The 25,826-nt window shown below is 35.0% G+C and carries 19 protein-coding genes and 1 tRNA gene; 16 read left to right on the top strand and 4 right to left on the bottom strand.

Annotation, left to right across the window (positions count from 1 at the left end; translation table 11 throughout):
* The first annotated feature begins 28 nt into the window (after positions 1-28).
* The 5 genes from DSM00_RS00290 to DSM00_RS00270 all read left to right on the top strand — a co-directional run bounded on the left by DSM00_RS00290 (position 29) and on the right by DSM00_RS00270 (position 5,381).
* A complete protein-coding gene (locus DSM00_RS00290) occupies positions 29-907 on the top strand; it encodes a hypothetical protein (RefSeq protein WP_128756024.1) in 879 nt (292 codons plus the stop codon).
* A 14-nt stretch (positions 908-921) separates the two neighbouring features.
* Positions 922-1,599, top strand: coding sequence for a 16S rRNA (cytidine(1402)-2'-O)-methyltransferase (gene rsmI, locus DSM00_RS00285; RefSeq protein WP_128756023.1), 678 nt, complete (start codon positions 922-924; stop codon positions 1,597-1,599).
* A 174-nt stretch (positions 1,600-1,773) separates the two neighbouring features.
* The gene (locus tag DSM00_RS00280; protein WP_128756022.1) at positions 1,774-3,282 is read left to right on the top strand and encodes a hypothetical protein; all 1,509 of its coding nucleotides are present in this window, start codon (positions 1,774-1,776) and stop codon (positions 3,280-3,282) included.
* Positions 3,282-4,976, top strand: a complete 1,695-nt coding sequence (gene recJ, locus DSM00_RS00275) for a single-stranded-DNA-specific exonuclease RecJ (protein ID WP_128756021.1) — start codon at positions 3,282-3,284, stop codon at positions 4,974-4,976. Before DSM00_RS00280 ends, recJ begins: the two co-directional genes overlap by 1 nt.
* Positions 4,977-5,033: 57 nt before the next feature.
* Complete coding sequence (locus DSM00_RS00270; RefSeq protein ID WP_128756020.1) at positions 5,034-5,381, top strand: hypothetical protein; 348 nt, start codon at positions 5,034-5,036, stop codon at positions 5,379-5,381.
* On the opposite strand, the gene DSM00_RS00265 is transcribed toward DSM00_RS00270, so the two are convergent.
* Both DSM00_RS00265 and DSM00_RS00260 read right to left on the bottom strand, forming a co-directional pair.
* The gene (locus DSM00_RS00265; RefSeq protein ID WP_128756019.1) at positions 5,374-6,153 is read right to left on the bottom strand and encodes a UDP-2,3-diacylglucosamine diphosphatase; all 780 of its coding nucleotides are present in this window, start codon (positions 6,151-6,153) and stop codon (positions 5,374-5,376) included. The two genes, DSM00_RS00270 and DSM00_RS00265, sit on opposite strands and share 8 nt — an antisense overlap.
* A gap of 36 nt (positions 6,154-6,189) precedes the next feature.
* The gene (locus DSM00_RS00260; RefSeq protein ID WP_128756018.1) at positions 6,190-6,645 is read right to left on the bottom strand and encodes a 6-pyruvoyl trahydropterin synthase family protein; all 456 of its coding nucleotides are present in this window, start codon (positions 6,643-6,645) and stop codon (positions 6,190-6,192) included.
* 210 nt (positions 6,646-6,855) lie between these two features.
* Here DSM00_RS00260 and DSM00_RS00255 point away from each other — a divergent pair, with 210 nt between their 5' ends.
* The gene (locus DSM00_RS00255; RefSeq protein WP_128756017.1) at positions 6,856-7,503 is read left to right on the top strand and encodes a 2OG-Fe(II) oxygenase; all 648 of its coding nucleotides are present in this window, start codon (positions 6,856-6,858) and stop codon (positions 7,501-7,503) included.
* 28 nt (positions 7,504-7,531) lie between these two features.
* On the opposite strand, the gene DSM00_RS00250 is transcribed toward DSM00_RS00255, so the two are convergent.
* Both DSM00_RS00250 and DSM00_RS00245 read right to left on the bottom strand, forming a co-directional pair.
* Positions 7,532-8,875: an MATE family efflux transporter gene (locus tag DSM00_RS00250; RefSeq protein WP_128756016.1), complete on the bottom strand. Its 1,344-nt coding sequence runs from the start codon at positions 8,873-8,875 to the stop codon at positions 7,532-7,534.
* A 42-nt stretch (positions 8,876-8,917) separates the two neighbouring features.
* A complete protein-coding gene (locus DSM00_RS00245; protein ID WP_128756015.1) occupies positions 8,918-9,421 on the bottom strand; it encodes a GNAT family N-acetyltransferase in 504 nt (167 codons plus the stop codon).
* A gap of 190 nt (positions 9,422-9,611) precedes the next feature.
* Between DSM00_RS00245 and DSM00_RS00240 the strand changes: the two genes are divergently transcribed.
* The 10 genes from DSM00_RS00240 (at position 9,612) to DSM00_RS00195 (ending at position 25,422) form a co-directional block, all read left to right on the top strand.
* A tRNA-Ala gene (locus DSM00_RS00240) sits at positions 9,612-9,685 on the top strand.
* Positions 9,686-9,960: 275 nt separating this feature from the next.
* Complete coding sequence (locus DSM00_RS00235) at positions 9,961-13,053, top strand: type I restriction endonuclease subunit R (protein WP_128756014.1); 3,093 nt, start codon at positions 9,961-9,963, stop codon at positions 13,051-13,053.
* A 93-nt stretch (positions 13,054-13,146) separates the two neighbouring features.
* Positions 13,147-14,766: an HsdM family class I SAM-dependent methyltransferase gene (locus DSM00_RS00230; RefSeq protein ID WP_206633774.1), complete on the top strand. Its 1,620-nt coding sequence runs from the start codon at positions 13,147-13,149 to the stop codon at positions 14,764-14,766.
* Complete coding sequence (locus tag DSM00_RS00225) at positions 14,759-16,750, top strand: restriction endonuclease subunit S (RefSeq protein WP_128756012.1); 1,992 nt, start codon at positions 14,759-14,761, stop codon at positions 16,748-16,750. The genes DSM00_RS00230 and DSM00_RS00225 overlap by 8 nt, the downstream gene beginning before the upstream one ends.
* 15 nt (positions 16,751-16,765) lie before the next feature.
* Positions 16,766-18,502: a hypothetical protein gene (locus tag DSM00_RS00220; RefSeq protein ID WP_128756011.1), complete on the top strand. Its 1,737-nt coding sequence runs from the start codon at positions 16,766-16,768 to the stop codon at positions 18,500-18,502.
* Between the two features lie 2 nt (positions 18,503-18,504).
* On the top strand, positions 18,505-19,173 hold the full coding sequence (locus tag DSM00_RS00215) for a hypothetical protein (RefSeq protein ID WP_128756010.1): 669 nt from the start codon (positions 18,505-18,507) through the stop codon (positions 19,171-19,173).
* Positions 19,174-19,177: 4 nt separating this feature from the next.
* A complete protein-coding gene (locus DSM00_RS00210; protein ID WP_206633773.1) occupies positions 19,178-21,874 on the top strand; it encodes an McrB family protein in 2,697 nt (898 codons plus the stop codon).
* Positions 21,840-23,105 (top strand): McrC family protein, encoded by a 1,266-nt coding sequence (locus tag DSM00_RS00205; RefSeq protein WP_128756008.1) that lies wholly within the window; start codon positions 21,840-21,842, stop codon positions 23,103-23,105. The genes DSM00_RS00210 and DSM00_RS00205 overlap by 35 nt, the downstream gene beginning before the upstream one ends.
* 106 nt (positions 23,106-23,211) lie before the next feature.
* Complete coding sequence (locus DSM00_RS00200) at positions 23,212-24,273, top strand: hypothetical protein (protein ID WP_128756007.1); 1,062 nt, start codon at positions 23,212-23,214, stop codon at positions 24,271-24,273.
* A 795-nt stretch (positions 24,274-25,068) separates the two neighbouring features.
* Positions 25,069-25,422 (top strand): BfmA/BtgA family mobilization protein, encoded by a 354-nt coding sequence (locus DSM00_RS00195; RefSeq protein WP_128756006.1) that lies wholly within the window; start codon positions 25,069-25,071, stop codon positions 25,420-25,422.
* Positions 25,423-25,826 lie beyond the last annotated feature (404 nt).

Here is a 25,826-nt window from a genome sequence, read left to right as displayed (position 1 = left end):
AGCAATAAACAGAGCAAACAAAAAACTTATGAAGAAGAAATTAAAATCTGACTTGGTTAGCCTGGCACATAAGATTTTAAAAATGGATTCTAATAGCGACTACGAGACATTAAAACTTGAGGCGCTTAAGATTTATGAGGCCTTATCAATAATGGCTTATGTGGAGTCCCATTTTGATGGTGCGCAGCCAACTATAGGTAAGCGTGAGATAATTGAAGCTCTTGAACAAGAGGATACAGCGGTGCTAGAAGAAAGCATTCAGGAAGTCCAAGAAATTCAACAGGCACCTCAATTTGATTTTGAGTCTATGAAAGAAGAGACCGATGTAGATCGTATTGCGCGAATTGCAGCGTCTAATACAGAGGTTTATGAACGCTTAAGAAAAGCTGAGGCCGATGATACTTCAAAATATGCTGAATCTTCTGAAAACCAACAAGAAGAAAAAATTAATCAAGCTTCTCTTTACGAACCTGTAATGGAAAAAATAAAAGATATTGTCGCGCAAATGCCCTCTGAAGCAGATGCTATTGATGATATGTTTCAGAAAATTACACAAGAACCAAAGTTTGTAAAAAATGACCGTGATGAGATAGGAGAGTATGGTCGTATCCCAGAATTTGAAGAGAAAGAGGCTGTAAAAGAGGAAGCAAAACCAAAAAAACTTAATGATCGGGGCACGAGAGGTCTAACTTTTGGACTCAACGATAGAATTGCATTTATCAAACATTTGTTTAACGGTAATTCTTCAGATTACAACAGAGTACTATCTCAGCTTAATACAGCGCGTTCTAAAGAGGAAGCATATAATCTTATTAATACGATGATCAAGCCAGACTATAATTCTTGGGAAGGTAAAGAGGTTTATGAAAACCGATTTATGGAATTAGTAGGACGTAAATTTGATTAGAAAGGCACTACACTATGGCCAAACTTTATTTAGTTCCCACTCCTATAGGTAATCTTGATGATATGACCTTTAGAGCAATTAAGGTCCTGCAAGAGGCAGATCTTATTTTAGCTGAAGACACGCGTACCAGTGGGAAACTGTTAAAACATTTTGAAATCACTACTCAGATGCATTCGCATCATATGCATAATGAACACAAAACGGTAGAAAATCTAGTAGAACGCATACAGGGTGGTCAAACCATAGCACTTATAAGCGATGCAGGAACGCCTGCAATTTCTGATCCCGGATTTTTATTAACGCGGGCTTGTGTAGATGCGGGCATAGATGTAGATTGTTTACCAGGGGCTACAGCATTTGTGCCTGCTCTTGTAAATAGCGGTATGCCGAATGATAAATTTGTTTTTGAAGGATTTTTACCGGTAAAAAAAGGAAGACAAACCCGTTTTAAGATTTTAGCTGAAGAAGAACGTACTATCATATTGTATGAAAGTCCGCATAAGCTTTTAAAGACTTTGGCACATCTAGTAGAATTTTTTGGCGCTTCGCGGAAAGTATCTGTTTCCAGAGAAATCTCTAAACTACATGAAGAAACAATACGTGGTACCGCTGAAGAGGTTCTCAATTACTTTGAGGCTAAGCCGCCTAAAGGCGAACTTGTCGTAGTAGTCGCAGGAAAGCCAAAGGATTAGTAAGTATTTAAATTTTAATGAGCGTCCTCAACTTATCGCACTTCTATTCTAACGTTGAGGATAGTCATTAGCGGCTTGGCTTTAAAAACATCTAACATTTAGTAAAGTAATGCACGCAAATTTGTAACTTCCTTGCCAATTTTTATGGCATAACATTTTGTATAACAGTTTCTTATGAACCAAATTCTTGTAGCGATATGTTTACTTTTAACTACTTTGGGTTTTAGTCAGGGAGTTTCATTTCAACGGGTTAATGAATTTTATCTACACGGAGACAGCCAAGTTATAGGCAACAATATTCTAAGCAATGATCCAAAAATTCCATATAATCGACCTCGAGGAATAAACGATCAAACCGAAATGGTATATGTGGATATAGATAATGATCCAGATACTTTTAGTTCAAGCAGTGCAAATCTGAGTATTCCGGCAAAGAGTAAAATAAAATATGCAGGTTTATACTGGGCTGCAACTTATCCCGGAGCAGTAGGGAAACAAAAAAGCAGAGGGGGTCGTGTTTTTTATGACCTAAAGAAAAAGAGAGATCGAGTCTTTGATCTTGTACATTTAAAAATTCCCGGTTCTAAAGAATATACACAAATACAAGGTGAGTTAGTTTATGACGGTATGATTGATGCTAACATAGATTTAAAAAACGCAGCTCCTTATGTATGTTATAGTGATGTAACAAAACTACTTGCAGAAAGCAGTACCGTTTCAGGATCTTATACTTTAGCAAACGTGACTGCCTTAGAAGGAGAGATGTATGGAGGTAGTTCTGCCGGGTGGATGCTCTATGTTATTTATGAAGATGAGAAAGCACCTTTACAATACTTAACAAGCTATAGCGGTTTTAGATATATAGGTACAGAGAAAACGGAGGAATTAGAATTTAAAAACTTTAGAGCTTTATCAAACGGAGCTGTCAAAACATCATTAACGCTAGCCGGGTTAGAAGGAGATTTGGCTCTTTCAAAAGATATTACTTCTATTTATAGTGCTAAGCAGCAGCAGTATATTCCTCTTAAAAGTAAGGTGCGTTTGGCGACAAATTTTTTCAACAGTAGCATTACTAGAGGGGATTTCAAGTACTTAGACAGGGTACCTAATAGTGAGAATACTCTAGGATTTGACTTGGCACATATTGAGATTCCTAACCCTAACAATGATGTGATTCGTAATGATGCGACAAGTGTAAAGCTTCAATTTAAAACTGAAGAAGACCGGTTATTTGTGTTTTTTAGTGCTTTTCAGACAGAAATAAGCACTTCATTTTATCAAAATGTCATAATAGATGGTAAACCGGATATTATTAATATAAAGCAGAAGAAAATAGAAAGTAACATTTCCGAAGAAATTAAAATAGAGAATACTATTCAGAAGGATAGAAGTGTTGATTTGATAAACATGATAAATGCAGAATCGATTGCAATACCTGATTTAGAAAGTGGGTATTATGTCATAAATCATGTTTTTGCAAGAAGTGTAAATGCAGACAAATGGGCTCAAAAGATGAGATACCAAGGTTATTCTCCTCGTCAGTTTATAAGATCATCAAATAATTACAATTACGTATATCTGGATTTTGATACAGACCCCGATATTTTATATAAACGACTTACCACTTTAAGAACTAATAAAGACCTTAAAAAGGCTTGGATGCTTAAAATAAATTTAGATTAATGCGCTGGACTTTAAAACCCACACCCAATACGATCACCACAACTGCATTAGCAGAACAGCTTAATATTCCTATCAAAATCGCAACATTACTTGTACAGCGAGGTATCGATACATTTGATAAGGCCAGACAGTTTTTTAGACCCTCATTAGAAGACCTCCACGATCCATTTCTTATGAAAGATATGGATAAAGCTGTATCACGAATTAATACAGCGTTCGAACGTGAAGAGAATATCCTGGTGTACGGAGATTATGATGTTGATGGTACTACTAGCGTGGCTTTAATGAGTAGTTATTTGCTAAGTCATTATTCTCAGGTGGCTACCTACATTCCCGATCGTTATGCAGAAGGTTACGGTGTTTCTTATAAGAGTATAGATTATGCTCATGATAATGATATAACCTTAATAATTGCTTTGGATTGTGGTATAAAAGCGATTGATAAAATAGCATATGCAAAAAAATTAGGAATTGATTTTATTGTTTGTGATCACCACAGACCGGGATCAGAGCTTCCCGATGCTGTTGCAGTTTTAGATCCAAAAAGACCAGACTGTAAATACCCTTATAATGAATTATGCGGATGCGGAGTAGGATTTAAACTCATACAGGCTTTAGAACAAGTAAAAGGGCTGCCTGTAAAAACGCTAATACCCTATCTCGATCTTGTGGCTACGGCTATAGGAGCAGATATAGTACCTATTACCGGAGAGAATCGGGTACTTGCATTCTACGGGCTCGAAGTTATTAATACGCTACCCCGCACGGGTATTAAGGCGCTTATTCAAAATATAAAAAAGGATGTCTTGACAATTACAGATGTCGTTTTTATAATAGCACCCCGTATAAATGCAGCAGGTAGAATAAAGCATGGATTACACGCTGTTGAATTATTAACAGAGCAAGATGAGGTATTGGCGCAGGAAATGGCTGCAAGTATAGAAAGTTTTAATGCAGAGCGAAAAGATCTCGATAAATTAATAACTGTCGAAGCATTAGAACAAATTAAATTTCATAAAGAAGAAAAGCGCAAAACCTCAGTAGTATATCAAGAAAACTGGCATAAAGGGGTAATAGGAATCGTCGCATCAAGATTGATTGAAACATACTATCGCCCTACTTTAGTGTTTACCAGAAGCGGGGAGAAACTTGCAGCAAGTGCACGATCTGTTAAAGGATTTGATGTTTATGAAGCTCTAGAAGCATGTAGTGATCATATTGAACAATTTGGCGGACATAAATATGCAGCGGGGCTTACCTTGAGCGAAACGCAGTATGAGGGCTTTAAAAATAAGTTTGAAGAAGTAGTTTCTTCTAGTATTGAGGACCGATTATTAATCCCGGAGATCTTAATTGATTCGACATTAGAATTAGAGGAAATCACTCCTAAGTTTTATAGAATATTGAGGCAATTTGCTCCTTTTGGTCCTGGTAATATGGCACCTGTATTTATGACAAAAAATCTTATCGACACGGGTTATGGTAAATGTGTAGGGGCTAGTGATGACCATTTAAAATGCACGGTTACCCAAATGAAAAGTGCTGTTCAAATAGGGGCTATAGGCTTTAATTTGGGAGATAAATGTAGCTTAATAGCAAACAAAAAAACATTTAGTGCTGCATATTCATTAGATCTAAATGAATGGAACGGGAATGTAAGTATTCAATTAAGATTAAAAGATATTCAAGAATAATCAGTTCTATTTATATTAATTCTAAACAAGGTTTTATATTTGTATAAAATCAGGTTTATGAAAAACATCAATATCATTTATCGCAATCACTCAGGAATATCCTTTTATTGGAAATCTGCTAACGATGACATGCTTAAAGCTCAAGTAGTTTTTAGAGATACGGGTTTTTATTTTACTGTAGACCAACTTAAAACTTTTGCGTTTCAAACTCAAGTAGCAAAAACCCAATATACGTGTAACGATTGTCCTAACCCTCAAGACTGTAGGTCTTTGCTTTTAAAAACACCTTCAGATTGTATAGATCTTGCGGTAAGTAAGCAAGAACTAGATGATATGCAGGACCTATTAGATCAAACTATCATTAGAATGGAAGCGCAATCTTATATGCGAACGGCTCTTAATTAGAATACTCTTTTAATGTAAAGCTTGTGCCATCAAAAACACCATAGGTATAATGAATTATCCAGTCGCCAAGATTGTGGTATGATGAATTCTCGCCTACCTTAATATGCATTGGCAAGTGCCTGTGACCAAATATGAAATAGTCGTAGTGTGCAGTTTCTAATTTGCGCTTAGCATAAGCTGCTAACCACTCTTTATCCTCACCTAAGAAAATATGATCATCATCTCCACTAATCAATTTATTTTTAACAGATAAATATTGAGCTACACGCACGCCAATATCTGGGTGAACCCATCTAAAAAGCCATTGAAAAACACCTGATTTAAATACTTTTTTCATCCGTTTGTAGCCTTTATCACCGGGTCCTAAACCATCGCCGTGGCCTATAAAGAAACGCTTTTGGTTAAATTCAAATACCTGAGGATTATGATAAACGGGAATGTCTAATTCGGTTTTAAAGTAATCTTGCATCCACAGATCGTGATTTCCTACAAAAAAATATATAGGGATACCTTTATCTCTAAGATCGGCTAGCTTTCCTAAAGCTCTTACAAAACCTTTAGGAACCACTGTTTTATATTCAAACCAAAAATCAAAAAGATCCCCCAGTAAAAAAATAGCTGCGGCATCCTTCTCGATTTCATTTAACCACGCTACAAATTTTAGTTCGCGAGGTTTGCTGGCTTCTGCTGTGGGAGCACCCAGATGATTATCACTAGAGAAGTAAACTTTTTTTCCTTCGGGTATTATAGTTTGCAAAACAGGTTGCTTCATACCTTAAATTTAGGCTAATAACGGCGCTATAGTTAGTTATTCTTTATTGTCTGAGGCATACCACTCTGCAAAACTACTGTCTGTTTCCTGAAGCTTTAAAGAAAAGAGGGTAATGTTACTGGGTAAGTGTTTTTTAATTTTTTCAGCAAAATCAATAACCATCATTTCACTTGTAGGCTGGTAGTCTACCAGAAGTACATTATGCCCGCGGTCTGAAAGTTCTTTTGCAAGTTCTACATGTGGTGTATTCTTATTAAAAACAGTTGCGTGATCAAAAACATCAACAATCTCAGCTTTAACAATTTTCTTTAAGTCACCAAAATCGATAACCATCCCAAACTTTACATTGTCGCTTTGAGAAATAGGAGTTCCTATAACTGTAACCGATAATTTGTAGCTATGACCATGAACGTTTCGGCATTTACCATCATAACCATACAGTGCATGACCGGTTTCAAACGAAAACTGTTTTGTGATACGTATGTTACTCATCCTTACTTTTTAAACTTTCTTACTAATACAACGACGATTAGTGCAATTGCAAAAATCACATAAATACCTGTTCCGCTTAAGAACTCTAAAACTTCCATTTATTATAGTATTAAAGCGGTAAAAATACTAAAGTAATTGACCGAAGCCTAAATTTTAATAGGAAGAAAAAAACACGCTTATTTTAATATATTTTATACGTTATTTGCCGCCATGGAAACACAGCTTTTTGAACAATTGCAATTTACAGAAAATACTGTTTATGAGAATCTTATAACAGATATCTTGGAGAAGAGTTATAGTATTATTGATGATTTTTTTGATGCTTCAGAAATTGAAGAACTACGGGATTCGTTGAAGGATATTTATGAAGCAGATTGCTTTAAGAAGGCCGCAATAGGGGATAAGTTTAATGAAGAGGTAGATAAAACCGTACGCGGTGATTTTATTTTATGGATAAATGAAGCAGAAGGAAGAGCTGTAGAACGACGATTTTTTAATAAAATTAATAATCTTGTAGATTACTTAAACCGCACTTGTTTTTTAGGAATTTTACAAAAAGAGTTTCATTATGCTGTATATCCCACCGGTACATTTTACAAGAGACATTTAGATACTTTTCAAAATGATGATCGTCGTAAATTATCGATGGTGTGTTATTTAAATGATGATTCTTGGGTGGCGACGAATGGGGGAGAACTCACACTTTATTTACCTTCTGAAAATGGAGAGTCAGCCTTAGATATTATTCCGAAACCAGGTCGTATGGTTATTTTTGAAAGCCAAGTCTTAGAACATGAAGTAAAACCAGTCTTAGCTTCCGAGCGTTTAAGTATTACTGGCTGGTTAAAGACACGCTAGCAGAACCGTAAATCTTTATAGGGGTCGTTTAAATATCGGAAGATACTTTTGGTTTAAATCGCTTTCTAAATTTCAAGATTAATGCGCCACTTCTAATGAGCATCCAGATGGTAAAGGCAATCCAAACAGCGTATAATTTGAGCCCAAAATAATCACCTATAAAAATGGCAGGAACAAAACCAAAAAAGGTAGCAGCCATTAGCACGTTCCGTAAATATTTCATTTCACCCATTCCTTTAAATATTCCATCAAAAATAAAGGCTACGGCATTTATTGGCTGCATTAATATGATGATAAAAAATAATGCTGTGAACCTGGTTATCACCTCTGGTTCTTTACTAAATAAGAGTCCGAGTGGTTCATAAAGTAATACAGAAACCAGCATTAAGCCGCCAGAAATTATCAAGCCATACTTTGTGAGTTTTTTGCTTAATTCCCACAGGCTATTATAATCTTTTGCTCCTAGAAAACGGCCGGCTAGAATATTACCTGCAGCTGCATAACCGTCTATAAAAAATGCTGAAAAAAGCCAGATATTAATAAGAATTGTTTGTGCCGCTATATATGATGCGCCATAGTCTGTGGCAAATGAATTTGCAAGATATAACGCCACATTAAGAGCTATAGTGCGTACAAAAAGATTGAGCGCCATGCCTACCAATCGCCATAACTCTGGGTGAATAGGAAATTTTAATTTTAGACTTACATTAGTCTTTGTAAGTACAAGAATAAGTGATAAAACAGCCATAATTGCCTGCGCAATTAAACTTGCGTATGCAGCTCCTTCTAGTTGTAAAGCGGGTATATATCCTTCAATCCCATAAACCAATGCAAAATCCAGAACAATATTTAATGCTGCCCCTATAAGAGCAACAACCATAGGCCAAAAAGTGTTTTGCAACCCTCTAAAAATACCAAAAATGGCAAACGTGAATAAGGTAAGTGGAAACCCCCACACTCTGATGGAATAGTATTGCACACAATAGTCGAGAATGAGTCCGCTGGCATTATATAAAGAGAATATCTGCTCAATAAAGGGTAGCGTAGTTGCTAAAAGTACCACACTAAGTAATATATTAAAGTAGATTGCCTGTGCAGGAAGTGTACTTATTTCTGAAATTTTATCAGCCCCATAATATTGAGCAATTATCGCCTGTAGTGCACTTCGGGTTTGACCTAGCACCCATATTAAAGCAGATAAAAAAGAACCAACAATACCTACTGCGGCAAGTACTTCAGTTGCATTAATAGGAATATTCCCTACAACGGCTGCATCTGTTGCAGATAATATAGGCTCTGCAATACCAGCTAGTAATGCGGGGATTGCTAAGCGATTAACATTTTTAAAAGATAGCGTATTGGATTTTGACATATACTGCTGCTTACAGCGAAAATACATTTCTAAATGCAATTCTTATAAAACGAGTTCGTAGCAATGAAAAGGGAATTCACTTTGTTTTGGAAAAAAGATGTCTCCAAGTTTATGATAGCCACGTTTAGTATAAAAATTATTATTTCTTAAATTTTTACTGAAGGTGTCTAATCGTACTGAAACATAATTATTTTTTTCAGCAAAACTTTCCGCATAATGCATAAGCTGCTGCGCGATGCCTTTACCCTGAAAATCGGGATGTACGGCCAGCCTGTGAATGTAAATACTTTTAGTATCTCCGGGAGTTAGCCATTCAATCTGCTCGTAGATCTCATCTTTTAAATTAGAAATCACAATTGTACCTATTATTTTTTCACCTTGAGCAAATACAAAGAGTTCGTTACGTATTATATCGTCTTCAAAAGCTGCGCGTGAAGGATATGTATCATTCCACTGAAATATATTTTTCTGTATCATTGCTTGAGCACAAGCTCTTGTGAGATTGAGTATAGCATCGATTTCCTGAGTTTCTGCTTTGCGAATCATATGATCATAATGTTTATTGAAAGTAATCGTTGTTAAGCTTCGCTCCAAATTGAATACGGTCTTACGAGGTCATCTTTATAAGGTTTTATAGACTACTTGAATTGCAATTACTTGTTTAACATACCGATAGGTCTGGTCTGATAAAAAATTTTTATAAAGACATTTTATTTATATTTACGATCTCAAAAATGGGGATGTAGCTCAGTTGGCTAGAGTGCTTGACTGGCAGTCAAGAGGTCGTGGGTTCGAATCCCATCTTCTCCACTAGTGTTTACAAGGGTTTCCAGAGTTTTGCTCTGGAAGCCTTTTTCATTTGCACGCAATTTGCACGCAGATAAAAAATTTAACATTTTTAACATTTTTAAAATAATTCTGTTAGGTTTTAGATGCTTGACATTATTAGATTTTTTGATTGAATCTTATATTATTATTTCCCCCAATTTCAAGCCAATACGGAAAACCGTATTCCTAGTATTTTCTAAACTAATATATTTGGGCAATGCTGAAAGAATAGTATCTTTCAGCATCTACCTACTTTTATGGCATTTAACGAAGACTCTAGAGTAAAGCTCCCTTCTATTTTACACCTCATGCAGTTAGGATATACCTATATCTCGTTAAAAGATGCTGTTTGGGATAAAAGCACAAATATTTTTACTGATATTTTTAAAAAATCTATAGGGAGGATCAATGATAAGCTCACTGTTGCTGATGTAAATAGAGCATATCAGGATGTAAGTCTCAAACTTGAAAACGAAGACTTAGGGAAAGCATTTTATGAGATGCTTACAGCAACATCAGGCATAAAACTGATTGACTTTGATAACTTTAACAATAATAGTTTTCACGTTGTTACAGAGCTGACTTATAAAAATGGGGAAGACGAGTTTAGACCGGATATTATTTGCTTAGTAAATGGTATGCCGCTTGTTTTTATTGAAGTCAAAAAGCCGAATAACAGAGACGGTGTCATTGCAGAGCGGGACCGCATCAATAGGAGGTTTCAGAATAAGAAGTTTAGAAAGTTTGTAAACCTAACCCAGTTTATGCTCTTTTCTAACAATATGGAATATGACGAGAACGAGATCCAGCCTTGGCAGGGTGCGTTTTATGCATCGCCATCCTATTATAAGCCTGTTTTCAACTATTTTAGGGAGGAGATTGGTTTTAATTTTACTCAAATCTTAAATCCTTTAAAATCAGAAGAGGAGAATTTCATTCTAAAGGATACGAATTATCAGGTAATCAAGAATAGTCCGGAGTATTTGACTAATAAGAATCCAGACTCTCCTACCAATCGTGTTTTAACTTCTTTACTTTCAAGAGACCGCTTAAAGTTCTTCATGAAATTTGCATTGGCTTATGTTAATGAACCTATGGGTATTCAAAAGCATATTATGCGCTATCCGCAGTTCTTTGCTACAAAAGCGATAGCAGAAAAACTAGATGAGGGAATACGCAAAGGGATTATTTGGCATACACAGGGAAGCGGCAAGACCGCTTTGGCGTATTACAATACGCACTTTTTAAAACACTATTACCAGCAAAAGAAGATTATACCCAAATTCTACTTTATTGTAGATCGATTAGACCTGCTCACTCAGGCTCGTGATGAATTTACTGCACGTGGTCTAAAAGTACATACGGTCAATTCAAAAACAGAGTTTGTTGCCGATTTAAAGAAAACGACTGCGATTAATAATGATAAAGGGCAGACTGAAATTACGGTTGTCAATATTCAAAAGTTTGCAGATGATCCAGAACTTGCACAGAAAGAGGATTATAACTTATCAATTCAACGTATCTATTTCTTAGATGAGGTACATCGCAGTTACAACCCGGAAGGTAGCTTTCTGGCAAACTTAGAAGAAAGTGACTCTAACGCGATTAAGATAGGACTTACAGGAACTCCACTAATTGGGAATGACTTAAAATCAAAGCATCTCTTTGGTAATTATATCCATAAATACTACTACAATAAATCAATTGCAGATGGGTATACCTTGCGTTTAATCCGAGAGGAAATTGCTACAGAATATCAAATAAAGCTTCAAAAGGCTTTAGATCAAATAGACATTCTAAAAGGCGGAATCGACAAGAAGGACGCTTATGCACATCCTTCCTTTGTTGAACCTATGTTAGATTATATTGTTGAAGACTTTGAGAAGTTTAGAGCTGTAAAAGATGATGCAGGTCTGGGTGGTATGGTTATCTGTGACAGTAGCGAACAAGCAGAAGAGCTCTATAAGATATTTAAAGAAAAGTACGGTGATGGCTATCAGGATATCGAAAATAATGGCATACAACACCAACTGGGTCAGGCAGCTGAAGAACCGGAAAGTTACAATGCCAAACGCAAAGCCTCTTACACTCCCAAAGTGGCTGCATTAATTTTATTCGATTCGGGTTCTAAAGAAGATTTAGGTCGCTGGAGAGATGCCTTTAAAGCAGGGAAGGTTGATTTTTTGTTCGTTTACAATATGTTACTCACCGGCTTTGATGCCAAGCGTTTAAAGAAGCTGTATCTAGGGCGTGTGATCAGAAAACACAATTTATTGCAGGCACTTACCCGCGTGAATCGAACCTATAAAAATCACCGCTACGGCTATGTTGTAGATTTTGCAGATATCTCTAACGAGTTTGATGCTACCAATCGAGCCTATTTTGATGAATTGCAGGAAACGTTAGGCGATGAACTGGAAAATTATTCTAATCTTTTTATGTCCCGGGAAGAGATGCTGGAGACAATTAAAACAATCAAGGAAACACTTATTGATTACGATCTCAAAAATGCCGAAGTCTTTCAACAGCAAATCTCTCAGATTGACGACAGGACAACTATGCTTGAAATTAAAAAAGCGTTGGAAGATGCACGCTCGCTGTACAATATCATTCGTCTGGTAGGAGAATATGAATTGCTAGAAGAATTAGATTTTAGACAACTGAATACGCTGCGTAATGAAGCAACAAATCGTTTACAGTTGATCAATGCCAAAGAAGCCTTTGAGCATAACGAGGAGATGAACAATCTGTTGAATGTAGCTTTGGAAGACATTCTTTTCAACTTTAAAAAGATAGGCGAAGAAGAATTGATACTGGCTGACAAGCTCAAAGATATTTTGAAGAAGACCCGGGAGGGGCTGGCTAATAATTTTGACACCAAAGATCCTGAATGGGTAAGTTTATATGACGAACTTCGCAGGCTTTTTGAAAACAAAAATCTAAACGAAGTAAGCCAGGAAGAAATGCAGGCCAATATGCATTCGCTAAGACAAATACATAATAAGGTTAAAGAACTTAACCGTAAAAATGATTTACTCAAGGCGAAGTATGACGGTGATCCTAAATATGCACGCACCGAAAAACGTTTGCTGGAAGCCGGCAAGCCTTCAAAAATAAAGGCCGAAATTATGGAAGCCTTGCGGCGTATTAAATTACAAACCGATCATACGGTATTGCAGCGGCAGGATAGTTTAAATAATGAAAATTATTTCACAAAAGAAGTGGCACGTATGGTTATGAAGGAATTTAACGATACTCTTAAAAAAAGATTGGACTACGATACAGTGATGTTTATCTCTGATGTAATCGTTAAAGAATATCTGGATGAATACTATGAGCGTCCGGCTTAAAAATTGTCAGGCTGAGCAGGTCGAAGCCATTACTCAAAACCAAAATACCCTTATTCAATTTATAACTGGATAAGGTCGAATATAAAACAAATAATGACATTAGAAAATACCAATAAAACCAAAGCGCTGATTGATGACCTAAAAGCCGTTTGTGCCAACAACGGTTTGGGCAACAGCAGCAGTGAGTTTGACATCATTACTCAAGCATTTTTGTACAAATACCTTAATGACAAGTTTACCTACCAGTTAAAAAAAGTACGCCCCGATCTTGCTAACGGCGAAACCTGGCAGGAAGACTTGGCCAAGATGGATGAAAATGACTACCGCTTACTTGAATTAGAATTACCCAGTAATGCGGCATTTTTGTATCCCCGTCATTTGATTACCAATGTGTTTAACAGCCAGAATGATAATGATTTTGCCAAGACATTAGACGATACGCTGATGGACATCAGCCAGATCAACAACCAGATATTCTCTGTGACTACCGGAGGTGGTTCTAAAATACAGTTGTTTGACCGTATTACCGAGTTTGTAAAAGATACCAGCTTACGTGATGATTTTGCACGTGCGATTATTAATAAATTAGTTAGAGTTAATTTTGAAGCCATTATGGAAGAAGGCTTTGATTTTTTCTCTACCATATTTGAATATTTAATTAAGGATTATAACAACGACTCAGGCGGAAAATATGCCGAATACTATACGCCACAAGCGGTATCTAAAGTGATGGCGGCTATTTTAGTACCCAATCCTACCGATAATGTCACCATTTACGATCCGAGTGCGGGGAGTGGGACCTTGCTTATGCATTTGGCTCACGCTATTGGTTCTCAAAAATGTACGGTGTATTCTCAAGATATCTCGCAGAAGTCTTCTAACCTGTTGCGATTAAACCTAATCTTAAATGACCTTGTACACAGTATTGGAAATGTGATACAAGGGAACACGATAACCACACCCTACCACCGGGAAAATGGACACCTTCGTAAATTTGACTATATCGTAAGCAACCCGCCGTTTAAGCTAGATTTTAGTGACGATGTAGATGAATTGAATAAGAAAATAAATCAAGAACGTTTTTTTGCGGGCATACCCAATGTGCCAAAAAAGGCCAAAAGCAAGATGGCGATTTACAGCCTCTTTTTACAACACATTATGTTTTCGCTAAGCGGAAAAGGAAAAGCAGCTGTAGTAGTACCTACCGGTTTTATTACCGCGCAATCTGGTATTGATAAGAAGATACGCCAACAGCTCGTAGAGCATAAAATGCTTGCGGGAGTAGTGAGTATGCCCTCTAATATTTTTGCGACAACAGGTACGAATGTATCTATCGTATTTTTTGATAAAGCTAACGATGGTAGAGTAGTTCTAATTGACGCCAGTAAGCTGGGAACAACAGTAAAAGAAGGTAAAGCGCAAAAAACGCTACTCTCGGAAAAAGAAGAGCAGCACATCATCAATACCTTTATCAATAAGGAAGCAGTAGCTGATTTTTCAATAGCGGTAGATTATGAAGAAATTAAAGCCAAAAACTACTCGTTAAGTGCCGGACAGTATTTTGAAGTAAAAATTGAGTATGTAGATATTACTGCAGAAGAATTTGACACCAGGCTAAAAAGCTTTCAAAGTAATTTGGATAACCTGTTTTCTGAAAGCAAGACTTTGGAGGTAGAAATTCAAAATAACTTAAAGAGTTTAAGATATGAATAATTATGTTGCTTTAGGTGACTTAATTAAGTCTATTTCAAAAACTCATAAGTTTGATAAAGATGAGCTAGTTTTTCTAAACACTTCAGATGTTTTGGAAGGATATATTTTAATAGATTATTATACACCTGTTTTTAAACTGAAAGGTCAAGCAAAGAAAACAATACAAAATGGAGATATTCTTTATAGTGAAATTAGACCTAAAAATAAAAGATATGCTTACGTTAGAGATATAGATAATACAGAGGATTATGTTGTATCTACAAAGCTAATGGTATTGCGTAATGCTTCTAACCAATTGAATACAGATTATCTATATCATTTCTTGACTTTTCAAGGGACAATAGACTATTTACAAAAACGAGCTGAAAATCGAATAGGTTCTTTTCCTCAAATTACTTTTGATATTGTTAAGACAATTAAAATTTGGCTTCCTGAATTACAAGTTCAAAAGCAAATAGCCAAAGTCCTTTCTGATTTAGATACCAAAATAGAAGTTAACAATAAACTCAATCAGGAATTGGAAGCGATGGCAAAAACGCTGTATGACTATTGGTTTGTACAGTTTGATTTCCCAATGTCTAAGGAATACGCTAATTCTATAGGTAAACCCGAGTTAGCTGGCAAACCGTATAAAGCTTATGGTGGTAAGATGTTGTATAATGCGGAGTTAAAGCGTGAGATTCCTGAGGGATGGGAGGTTAAAGAGTTGAATGCGTTAACTACAATTGTAAATAGAGGAATTGGGCCAAAATACATAGAAAAGGGAGGAATTCCTGTTATCAATCAGAGATGTATTAGAGGTAAAGAAATAGACTTTGAATTAACCAGACGCCACGATTTAGAAAATAAAAATACATCTAAGCTTATAGAGCAATATGATATTTTGGTTAATTCAACGGGTGTTGGAACTTTAGGCCGTTCAGCTGTTGTAAAATATTTAGTTGATCAAAAAGTCACAGTTGATTCTCACGTAACTATTGTTCGTGCTGATCAAGAGAAAGTTAATACAAAATATTTAGCCTTCTCAATCACTGAATTACAGCCATATATTGAACAATTAGGAGTAGGGTCTACTGGTCAAACAGAATTATCAAGAACCGAATTAGGTAAGCTTAATATTATATTGCCTGTAGCAAATCTTCAGTCTAAATTCTCTAAAATCATAAAAAATATTTGGCAAAAACAAAGCAATAACCAAAAAGAAAACCAAAAACTTGCAGAACTCCGCGATTGGTTATTGCCTATGTTGATGAATGGGCAGCTACGCGTAGGGTATACTGGCAGTGAAAATGAGTATTCTTATAAATATATAAAGCCAAGTCCTGAGCTTTTAAATGTCGCTGAAGCACAAGTGGATTACAGCTTATTTGATGAGCAGAATAATACTATTAAGGCCCGAAAGCAAGCCCAAATTCTCACATTAGCTATAGAGTCACATTCTAAGCTTAACCGAAACCTCTATAGAACAAAAGGAGAAAAATTAATAGAGGTTGTTGAAAAGCATTTATTAATGGACTTTGGTAGAAAAGCAATTAAAATGGCGGCTGGCCCTGCAGATTTTGAATATCTGGTTACTACAGTAGAGCCCCTTGCAAAAAGAAATGATTGGTTCGTAAGAGAAAAAAAGAAATTGACTTCTGGTGGACAATCTAACAAGTATATAAAAGGTTCTAGTTTCAATGAATTTTTTAAGGTAGCGCAGTTAGAAAATCAAGAAAACATTTATGAACTGGAACGCGTAATTGATCTTTTTACGGAGTTAAAGACTACTAGAGAGGCAGAGGTTGTTGCTACGACTTATACGGCTTGGAACAACCTTATAATTCGTCAAGAGAAAATCACAGATAATGCAATTGTTAAAGAAGCCAGAGAAGATTGGCATAAAAAGAAACTTGAAATAGCCCAAGCAGAATTTAAAGAAGCTATAAAGTGGTTGCGTAAAAATGATCTTGTACCTAAGGGATCGGGTAAAGAGGTTTTATAATTAATTACTCTTAATATGGATCGTGGTACTTACTTAGATATTAAAACATTTTTTGAATACATAGAAACAGATGCATTTTCTGATAAAAAGTATCACGTTGATGAACAGGTAATAATCAAGGAAAAGGATCTTACTTGGGAATCTGCTGCAATTTCTAATGTTACTTTTCTTCAACCTTTTGTTGTTAGCGATGTTGATATAAGATCGGGTTTAGCCTTTTATAATTGTAATTTCCTGGGTGGTATTGTTTTTAAAAGAGTTTTTTGTCTAAAGTTTGATGTAGAAAAGAGTAAAGCAAGGTGCAGCTTATACTTCGCTAATTGTAAAATGAGACATTTTACATTGGCAGAGCATTGTCATTTCAAAAGAAATATTAGAATTGAAGAAAATTCAGAAATTGATGCTGTAAGAATATTTGATTCTCGTATTGATGAATTAGGATTTTACCTTGAAAGTAGTAAAGTTCTTAAATTTTTTGATTTAAAAAATTTCACTGGAGGTCTTACAATTTCTAAATCAATCTTGAATGGTAGTTTAAGAATCAATAGATGCAGCAGTAGAATAAGTATAATAAAATCGACGATAAAAAATTGGGTTCAGTTTTTTAATTTGAATTCTAAAGGATTGATTTTTAATAAGAATATTTTCGAAGAGACGGTTACTATAAAATCATCTACTATTGATAGTTGGAGCATAATTGGTGACACTTTCAACAAAAAGCTTGAATATGAGAATTTTAATGATGAGGAAGGCAATAAAGAATGCTACTTAAAGAGACTATGGATCGCAAATGCAGATTTTATAGAGGGAGCAGATATACGAGGAAGAGGTAAAAGTATAGAGTTTATAAGGCTACCCATTACCCCAGATTTAAAAGGTGTTTTACGTATTCAAAATTGGCGGGTAGCAGAGTTGAATATTTCAGGTATAAATCAAAATCTAAAACTTCTTTTATGCCAGATGAGTATACGCACGCTCAAAATGATAGAGTTTACAAATTATGCAGATGTCACTTTTGAAAGGTGCCAAGCAGAGAATGAACTCTTTAAAACAAATCTGGTTGACTCAAGTGCAATTATAATGGCTCATAATGATCTGGGTACTACCAGATTTACTGAGATGGATTTTAGAAGTTTCCTTACGATCAATGTAGAGAATACTTCATTTGATGGGATAAAATGCTCTAATGTGAATTGGTTTGATGACAGCCAACTGGTTATGGGATTTTCTGATAATAATACTTCTAAAGCACATAGAACACGTAGGGAAATATATAGGCAAATAAAACATGCATTAAAATCGCAGGGCAATCAAATAGATAGTCTTTTGTTTCAAGCAAGAGAGATGCGAGCACATAGAGCGGAACTAAAAAGTTCAGACAATTATGGCAGCAATGATAAATTAATTATGACCGTAAATATGACTAATAATTATGGGATAGATTGGTTTAAACCACTTTGGATTGTAGCCTTAATAACTCTTGGTTTTTACTTAATAGAGCTACCTCTCTTTTCTGACAAATTGCAGTATTGCTATGCAACTTCTTGGGAAGAGGTTAAGATGACTTGGTTGGAATGCATTGGTCATTTTAAGGTTTACTGGCAAATATTTAATCCTGCTAGAAAGTTTGAAAGCGTTTACGGAGAAGATAGAAGTGCTTTTCTGTATTTGTTAGACCTTCTTCATCGATTGATCTTAGGCATTTTCATCTTTCAAATAATTAGAGCTTTTAGAAAATTTAGTGGAAAGTAAAGATGACAGAAGTAGAGAACGAATACTTAAAGCAAATAGCCTCAGAAATTGAGATTCCTGAAATACTTGACTCTAATAAAGATCAAGAGATAGAATCAGAATCCAGTAAGCAAAATTACCTCAATCTTATAACAGAAAATATTCGGTCAAACAATAGAGCCATACAGCGTAATTCTTTTGTGCTTGTGGTAAGTGTAGTAATCTATTTTTTGGTATTGTGGGATTACATTAAAAAAGTTAATATATTAAGCTTTCAACTAACCGATAAGTATAAACTTCTTAATGGAATAGCTGTTTTATTCAGTTATCTATACATGGCAAATATTATTCGCTGGTACAATAACAATGACCTTAGAATAAAGTTTGACCAGTTGGCTAAAGACCTTTATAAAATTGGTTCACTAAGTGAAACGTTAAATGCGATACGACCATTTAGCATTTTATTTCATGGGTTAGATTATCAAACAGAAAAGAAAGATTTAAAAAAGTGGATGAAGTGGTCAGGTACAGCTTTACAAGCTATTGTTCTTTTTGGACCCATCTGTTTCGATGTTTATTTACTAATAAATATTTTCAGACTCAACACCTTTAATCTTATTGCATGTGTATGTGGCCTATTGACTTTTCTTATTACAGTCAATACCATCATTTATGCTGCTAAATCAAGATAATTCTATGACTGAAAAGGAAAACCAAATCTGGAAATCAACTATCGAAAGGGTACTAAAAAACAATGAAGATTGGCCAGATACCAATAGGAGTGAACGGTATCATGTGGAATATAAAGGAATCAAAATGCCACCTAAGATTGTTTTAGGCAGAGCTGCACAAATTGTAGAAGAAGAGCACCCAGAAATAGAAATGAAAAGAATAGGAGGTGGTCTATCTACAAATCAATTCATTGAAGATTTCGGTTTTAAAATCACAGAAGATTTAGTTTACAATAACCCAGATAAAAGTAAACTTATAAAACATATTGAGACCAAAATTAAGAATAGAACACTTTTTCAGGATTTTATAAATTTTGGGCAAAGTATTTTATCAGATCTAGAGATTGAGGTCTATAAGGTAAGAATGGCAATTGAAGCTGATGGTGATCTTTCTATTATCGTAGGTATGAGAGCCGCGTACTCCTATAGTGAAAAAGACTCGAAATCCTATATAGGACTTTTGATAAGCCCAAAATTTAAGAAGCATTTAGAGAATAAGTATACTATTAATTATAGCTATGATTATAAAGGTGTACCCGATCAAAGTTATATAAAACTACAAGTTGATAATTGGTCAGAAATTGATCACGAAGTATTAGAAGAGTTTAAAAATCAGTTTAGGCTTCAATATGAACATATTAAAGATTCTAAACGTACCCAATGGAATAAGGATGCTGGTACTACTAGCAACGCTTTAAAATATATCTTATTTAAGAATTTAAATGTCAATGAATTTATGAGTGGAGAGAAATCAATACAAGATTATAAAAATGTACCAGCCTACTACTGCGTTGGGTTTCACTATTACGGTACTAAAGACACCAATCAACTTAGTAAATTTTTAGAAGAAGGTATATGGGTCAATGGGTATAAAACAAAGTTTATCGATGCTACTAATAAAGTGCTTGTAGGAGCAGCAATAGCAGCTAAAACCACTTATACGATGAAAAAGGAAGGGCGTACAATCCCAGTCTTAGAAGTTCATGCACGTGGTATTGTAAAGGGTAACCGTAATGACGGCAGGGAGTTGGAGGTGGATTGGGAGCCTAATTTTAAACCTGTAAAATTAATAGGTCAAGGTGGTTATAGGAATACAATAAGCAGGGTATGGAACAAAAGTGCTATTGAGAAAATATTCCTGAATAATATAAATCAAGAACTTTTTGAAAACATTGAAGAGTTTAATATTCCTTTAAATCAAATTTTATACGGTCCTCCAGGTACTGGAAAAACTTATTCTACTAAAGAAATCGCTGTTTCTATTGCAAAGCCAGATTTTGATTATGACCCTTCGAAAAATTTGAGTTATCGAGAGCAGATTAATGAAGTTTATAACTCTTTAGTTGAATCAAAACAAGTTGCGTTTACTACGTTTCATCAAAGTTTTGGATATGAGGATTTTGTAGAAGGGATTAAGCCTGAAACCAATGAAAAAGAAGAGGTAATATATAAAGTACAACCCGGTGTATTTAAAGAATTGTGTGAACACGCAGAAGGAGGCAGTGAAACAGTAGAAGATGCTATTGAAAAATTTAAAACTAAAATAGAAAATGAAGGAGAGCAACAGTTACAAACGAGTAGGGGTAAAAAATTCAGAGTTGGTTATAATGGTGGTACAACCTTTAGAGTAAACCCAGAAAACAGTGTAAATGAACAACCAGATTACCCGGCTTCTATTGATTTTATAAAAAAACTGTATATCGGTAAGGATACTGCAGGAATGTATAATCCCAGTTATGTAAAGAGCATTCTTGAGCATTTAAAAGATCAATGCGGATTAAAAGATAGTAAGAAAGCCAAGCAAACCAAGAAAAATTATGTGCTCATTATAGATGAAATTAACCGAGGAAATGTATCAGCCATTTTTGGAGAGTTGATAACGTTACTTGAACCGGATAAGCGTAAGGATAATAAAGAAATGATTGAGGTTACTTTACCTTATTCTAAAGAAACTTTTTCAATACCCTCAAATGTATATATAATTGGTACAATGAACACTGCTGACCGTTCTGTAGAAGCGTTAGATACTGCTTTAAGAAGAAGATTCTCTTTTAAAGAAATTATGCCAGATGCAGATTTATTAAAACCTCAGCGATTTTTCTGGGAATTACTTTGGAAGTATAAAGAGAACGATTGGTTAAGTAAATTATATAAAACTAAAGAAGAACAGTTTTTAAAATTTGTTGGGGCAGATGATCATCTTTATGAAGATCGAAAAGCAATCTGGTCTAAAATGATTAATGAAGGAATTGATGAGAAACAAATATCTTATTTTAATAATTATACTTATTCAGGTATACGTCTAGATTCAATTCTTAAAACAATCAATAAACGTATAGAATACTTACTGGATCGGGATCATACTATAGGGCATTCCTATTTTTTTGAAGTATATCAGGCGGCAGACATGCAGCTAAAACTTCAAGAGGTTTTTGAAAATAAAATTATACCGTTGCTTCAGGAATATTTTTATAAAGACTACTCTAAGATAGGACTGGTTTTAGGGGATGAATTTGTAGAAATTGAGAACTATGATTCCCAAGCTATATTTTCAAAGTCTACAAGAATTTCGGTTGAAAATGAAACTACACGTTACTTACTAAAGCCTTTTAGTGAGATAGATTTTGATGCAGCAATACAGGAGCTTTCAGAATATGCATAGTCCCAGGCAAATACAAGTTTTTGAGTATGATAGTTTAAATATTGGAACTAAAAAGGGTAAGGTCGAATTTAAGAAAAAGCACTTTCGAGCCCTAGTTAAATTAAATGAGCTTCACGGCAACAAATACTTTACAGTAGGGCTTAATAAAATCACTTTTAAACACTACGTAGGCGTTTTACAGGTACATGATGTGTGTATAGAAGTATTACCGAAAGCAGACCGCTCCAGTGCAGATGAAGGCGCTTGGCAAAATGCTTTAATTGAGATGCTACGGGTAACCAGGCGACTTAAAGTAAATCAAGTTGATCACGCTAATGTCACTAAACAAAGCAAACATTTACTTGATATTTATTTTGAGTGGTATTTGAATGAGGTACAAAAACTCATGCATCAAGGGCTTATTAAAAAATACTACCGCAAACAAGGCAATCTAAATACTTTAAAGGGAAAATTGGTTTTTGCCAAGCAAATTTCGCAAAACCTTATACATAAAGAACGCTTTTACACAGAGCATCAGGTTTACGATAAAGATCATTTGATTCATCAGATATTAAATCAGGCACTAGGAATCATTGAGCAGTTTACACGGGGAGGGTATTTGTATGGAAAATGTAAGTCCATCCAATTAGATTTTCCGGAAGTAAAAGCAATCCAAGCAACAGCGGCTACTTTTGATAAATTGGTTTTAGGTCGAAAAGAACAACCCTATACAACTGCCCTAGAAATAGCCCGTCTCATTATTCTCAATTTTGCACCTAACGTCAAAAGCGGTTCAGAGAAGATGATTGCGTTGCTCTTTGATATGAATAATCTTTGGGAAGAATATATTTTGGTACATCTTAAAAAAGCCTTTCGGGATGATGAGGTTCAGGTATTGGGACAGCGTAGTAAAACCTTTTGGAATGGTATTACCATAAGGCCTGATATTGTAATTAGAAAAGGCGACCACACTGCAATGATCATTGATACCAAGTGGAAAATCATTGATCAATATAAACCTTCGACTAACGACTTGCGGCAGATGTATGTGTATAATGAATATTGGAAATCCACTCAAGCTATTCTCTTATATCCATCGAATAAAGAAAAAGTTACAGCAGTAAAACAATTTGAACCTATCAAGGATAAAGGTGAGAACCATAGCTGTGGTTTAGCATGGATAAACATTTTAGAAGGCGGAAGGATAAATGATAATTTTAGCTCAGATTTGAAAAGGGTTCTGGGATTTTGAATCAAGTAAATAGAACTCAAGAATAGCGAGAAAAATAACCCCTAAAGACAAATAATGGCCATTTTTATTTTTCAATAATCAAAACTCTGAAAACTTATTGGAGCCCATGCAGGAACGACTTAGCCGAAAAGAGTTCTATGATCTAGTTTGGTCTAAATCCTTATCAAAAATTACTGATGAGTATGGTATAGATTACCATTCTATAATTTTAATCTGCAATAAGAACAACATTCCTAGACCCAAATCAAGTTATTGGGCTAAGCTGAAATTTGGTAAACAGGGAGTAAAACCCGAATTATCTTCTGAAGATCAGGATAAAATAATTTGGAGGAGAGTAAAACAAAAAGCAGATTTAATCTCACAAGCTTATTTGCAAGGTAAAGAACTAGAACTATCAATTCAGTTTGAAATCGAAAGCGACTCTAAACTTAACTTAACAGTTTCAAACAGACTGAGTAAACCAGATGAACTCATTCAAGATTACTTACGTATAGAAGCTGAAATAGAAAAGATTAGTAAAAGGCGAGGTGTTTATTTTAATTACAGGGATAATCCTAGAGTTTCAATAAGTACTACAAAGCAGGTTCAATCTCGCGCTCTGCGTTTTATGGATTGCCTGATTAAAAATTTACGTTTAAGAGGGCACAGTTTTAAACTACAAAACAAAAGTTATAAAATTAACATTCATGGTGAACTATTTCCTTTCAGTTTACGGGAAGTAAATAAGAGGGTTAAAAGGGAGAATGATAGATGGGGTTCTGACCTTTTAGGTACGGGGAAACTTGCTTTTAAGATTGATGAGTGGTGGGGCAAGGAATGGCAGGATCAAAAGACAGTATTTGTTGAAGATAAAATTTCTGAAATTATTGCTAAGTTGGAATATTTAGGAAGAACTAATCGAGCTAAAGGAATTTATCAGGAGATTAAGTACCGGCAAAATGAAATTGAAATACAAAAAGCCAAAGCCATTGAAAAACAAATGGTAGAAGAAGAAAAGCGATTTGAAGAACTATTGAATATTGCTGATCAATGGAAGCGTGTTGAAAACTTGAAGGAGTTTATCAGTATGCTTGAAAAAAATAAAGATTTAGATTATGATAAATTGGAGCTTCTTAAATGGGCTAAAAATAGAATTGAGAAACTAGATTATATTGGTTCACTTGAATAAAGTAGCAAATAGTAAAGCCTTCACCCCATTCCCCTCCATTTCGCAAAAGACTTCATTTCGGGAAAAGCGGTTCATTCAAAGGTCTTGAACCCAATCCCTGAAAGAGGGATTAAGTTCGCTTGATCCTAATGACTTGAAAATTTGTATTCAAATCCAACATTGGATAAACTCAAAACTATCATTAGGCATTCTCCACAGCAGCCGTTTCCTTTTCTTTAAAGAACTAAAATTTAGCTTGAGGCGCTTTGCATAATCAGGCTCACTTCGACGCTGCTCAGTGCAGGCCTCAGCTCGCTCTTTTTATAAAAGCTTTTCTCAATTCTAAATTTTAAATACGGGCAATCGAAAAGGAAACGCATACAGCTCTATGGGAAGTAAATGGGAATGAATACTAACTCTTTTTTCGTTTTAATAAAATTGAAAATTCGAACACGTTGAAAATACTATTTCAATCATTTTACAAGGAAAACGCTCCAGATATAATAAGTAAATAGACTTTTTGATATCATTTAATTTGATGCTATTTGCTATCATAATTAATGAGGATTTTTAATGATAACTTAGGGTTTAAAAGTTATCGTTTTGAGGAGCGAAGCGGATAAAAATGATCAGCAAGAGGGTAACACGCTGCGCGATGTTACAGATCTCATTTTTAGTTTTAAATCACTGTATTTCAGTTATTTATGATCATTTTTAATTTTGAGTGAAATTCACTTTTGCGCCAAAAAGTTTAAAAACGCTTCTCAAGCCTTATGAACAGGGCAAGTGATTATCCTAATTTTAAATTTTAAAGCTATGAGTCCTAAATTTTCCAGAATTAATTTTCATACAGAAACGGTGGAGCGCTTTAAAAAGTACGCCATAACAAATGATGCAAATTATACAGAAACCTTAGAAGTCATGTTGGACTTTTTTGAGAAGTATTCGATTAATCCTTTTGTTCCTTTTGATGATTCTGTACATAGTTTACACGTACTAGTTGACAAGCGCATGGATGCTGTTGAGGCTATATTAAGAAGAATGGAAACAGAACAATTGAAGCCTTCACGAGAATTATTAGAGCGCTTATTTCAGCCCCAAAAAAATGAGAAACCCTTACTTGTGGAGCGGAAAATTTTGGAGAAAAATAGTGACTCTTTTAAAGATTGAGATGGTAAAGATTTTGAAACGATCGTGTTTAGATGAAATTCAATTACTCCATGCCTATAGAGTTGAAGCTTTTTTTCTTTCACTTGAAAATTTTATTGTCCGTATACCTGCTAATTATATATATCAAGAATATTAGAATGCAGATCCTTTAAATAAATTTGAGTTGTACTCAACTTGCCATATCCAAGCATTGCTGAAATAGCCACTACAGGCACTATATGTAACATTGCTTGCGTCGCAAAGCTGTGTCTGTACACATAGACATTAAACGGGTTTCAATGCCACACAGCTCGCCAAGTTCCTTTAGACCTTTGTTGTAGAGTAAACGTTCCCATTTTGCGTCCTTGTAGGCAAGTTCTGGATCGTTTCTAAAGATGATATTAAAATATGATCGCTTTTACATT

The organism is Leeuwenhoekiella aequorea (genome assembly GCF_004104375.1).
Classification (GTDB): Bacteria; Bacteroidota; Bacteroidia; order Flavobacteriales; family Flavobacteriaceae; genus Leeuwenhoekiella; species Leeuwenhoekiella aequorea.
The sequence above is the reverse complement of the archived record's forward strand: the minus strand, read 5'-3'. Positions and strand labels throughout refer to the sequence as shown.

Bases quoted from the DNA above. Each gene is read 5' to 3' on its own strand.
- DSM00_RS00290 (WP_128756024.1), top strand. From the start codon at position 29: ATGAAGAAGAAATTAAAATCTGACTTGGTTAGCCTGGCACATAAGATT.
- rsmI (WP_128756023.1), top strand. From the start codon at position 922: ATGGCCAAACTTTATTTAGTTCCCACTCCTATAGGTAATCTTGATGAT.
- DSM00_RS00280 (WP_128756022.1), top strand. From the start codon at position 1,774: ATGAACCAAATTCTTGTAGCGATATGTTTACTTTTAACTACTTTGGGT.
- recJ (WP_128756021.1), top strand. From the start codon at position 3,282: ATGCGCTGGACTTTAAAACCCACACCCAATACGATCACCACAACTGCA.
- DSM00_RS00270 (WP_128756020.1), top strand. From the start codon at position 5,034: ATGAAAAACATCAATATCATTTATCGCAATCACTCAGGAATATCCTTT.
- DSM00_RS00265 (WP_128756019.1), bottom strand. From the start codon at position 6,153: ATGAAGCAACCTGTTTTGCAAACTATAATACCCGAAGGAAAAAAAGTT.
- DSM00_RS00260 (WP_128756018.1), bottom strand. From the start codon at position 6,645: ATGAGTAACATACGTATCACAAAACAGTTTTCGTTTGAAACCGGTCAT.
- DSM00_RS00255 (WP_128756017.1), top strand. From the start codon at position 6,856: ATGGAAACACAGCTTTTTGAACAATTGCAATTTACAGAAAATACTGTT.
- DSM00_RS00250 (WP_128756016.1), bottom strand. From the start codon at position 8,875: ATGTCAAAATCCAATACGCTATCTTTTAAAAATGTTAATCGCTTAGCA.
- DSM00_RS00245 (WP_128756015.1), bottom strand. From the start codon at position 9,421: ATGATTCGCAAAGCAGAAACTCAGGAAATCGATGCTATACTCAATCTC.
- DSM00_RS00235 (WP_128756014.1), top strand. From the start codon at position 9,961: ATGGCATTTAACGAAGACTCTAGAGTAAAGCTCCCTTCTATTTTACAC.
- DSM00_RS00230 (WP_206633774.1), top strand. From the start codon at position 13,147: ATGACATTAGAAAATACCAATAAAACCAAAGCGCTGATTGATGACCTA.
- DSM00_RS00225 (WP_128756012.1), top strand. From the start codon at position 14,759: ATGAATAATTATGTTGCTTTAGGTGACTTAATTAAGTCTATTTCAAAA.
- DSM00_RS00220 (WP_128756011.1), top strand. From the start codon at position 16,766: ATGGATCGTGGTACTTACTTAGATATTAAAACATTTTTTGAATACATA.
- DSM00_RS00215 (WP_128756010.1), top strand. From the start codon at position 18,505: ATGACAGAAGTAGAGAACGAATACTTAAAGCAAATAGCCTCAGAAATT.
- DSM00_RS00210 (WP_206633773.1), top strand. From the start codon at position 19,178: ATGACTGAAAAGGAAAACCAAATCTGGAAATCAACTATCGAAAGGGTA.
- DSM00_RS00205 (WP_128756008.1), top strand. From the start codon at position 21,840: ATGCAGCAATACAGGAGCTTTCAGAATATGCATAGTCCCAGGCAAATA.
- DSM00_RS00200 (WP_128756007.1), top strand. From the start codon at position 23,212: ATGCAGGAACGACTTAGCCGAAAAGAGTTCTATGATCTAGTTTGGTCT.
- DSM00_RS00195 (WP_128756006.1), top strand. From the start codon at position 25,069: ATGAGTCCTAAATTTTCCAGAATTAATTTTCATACAGAAACGGTGGAG.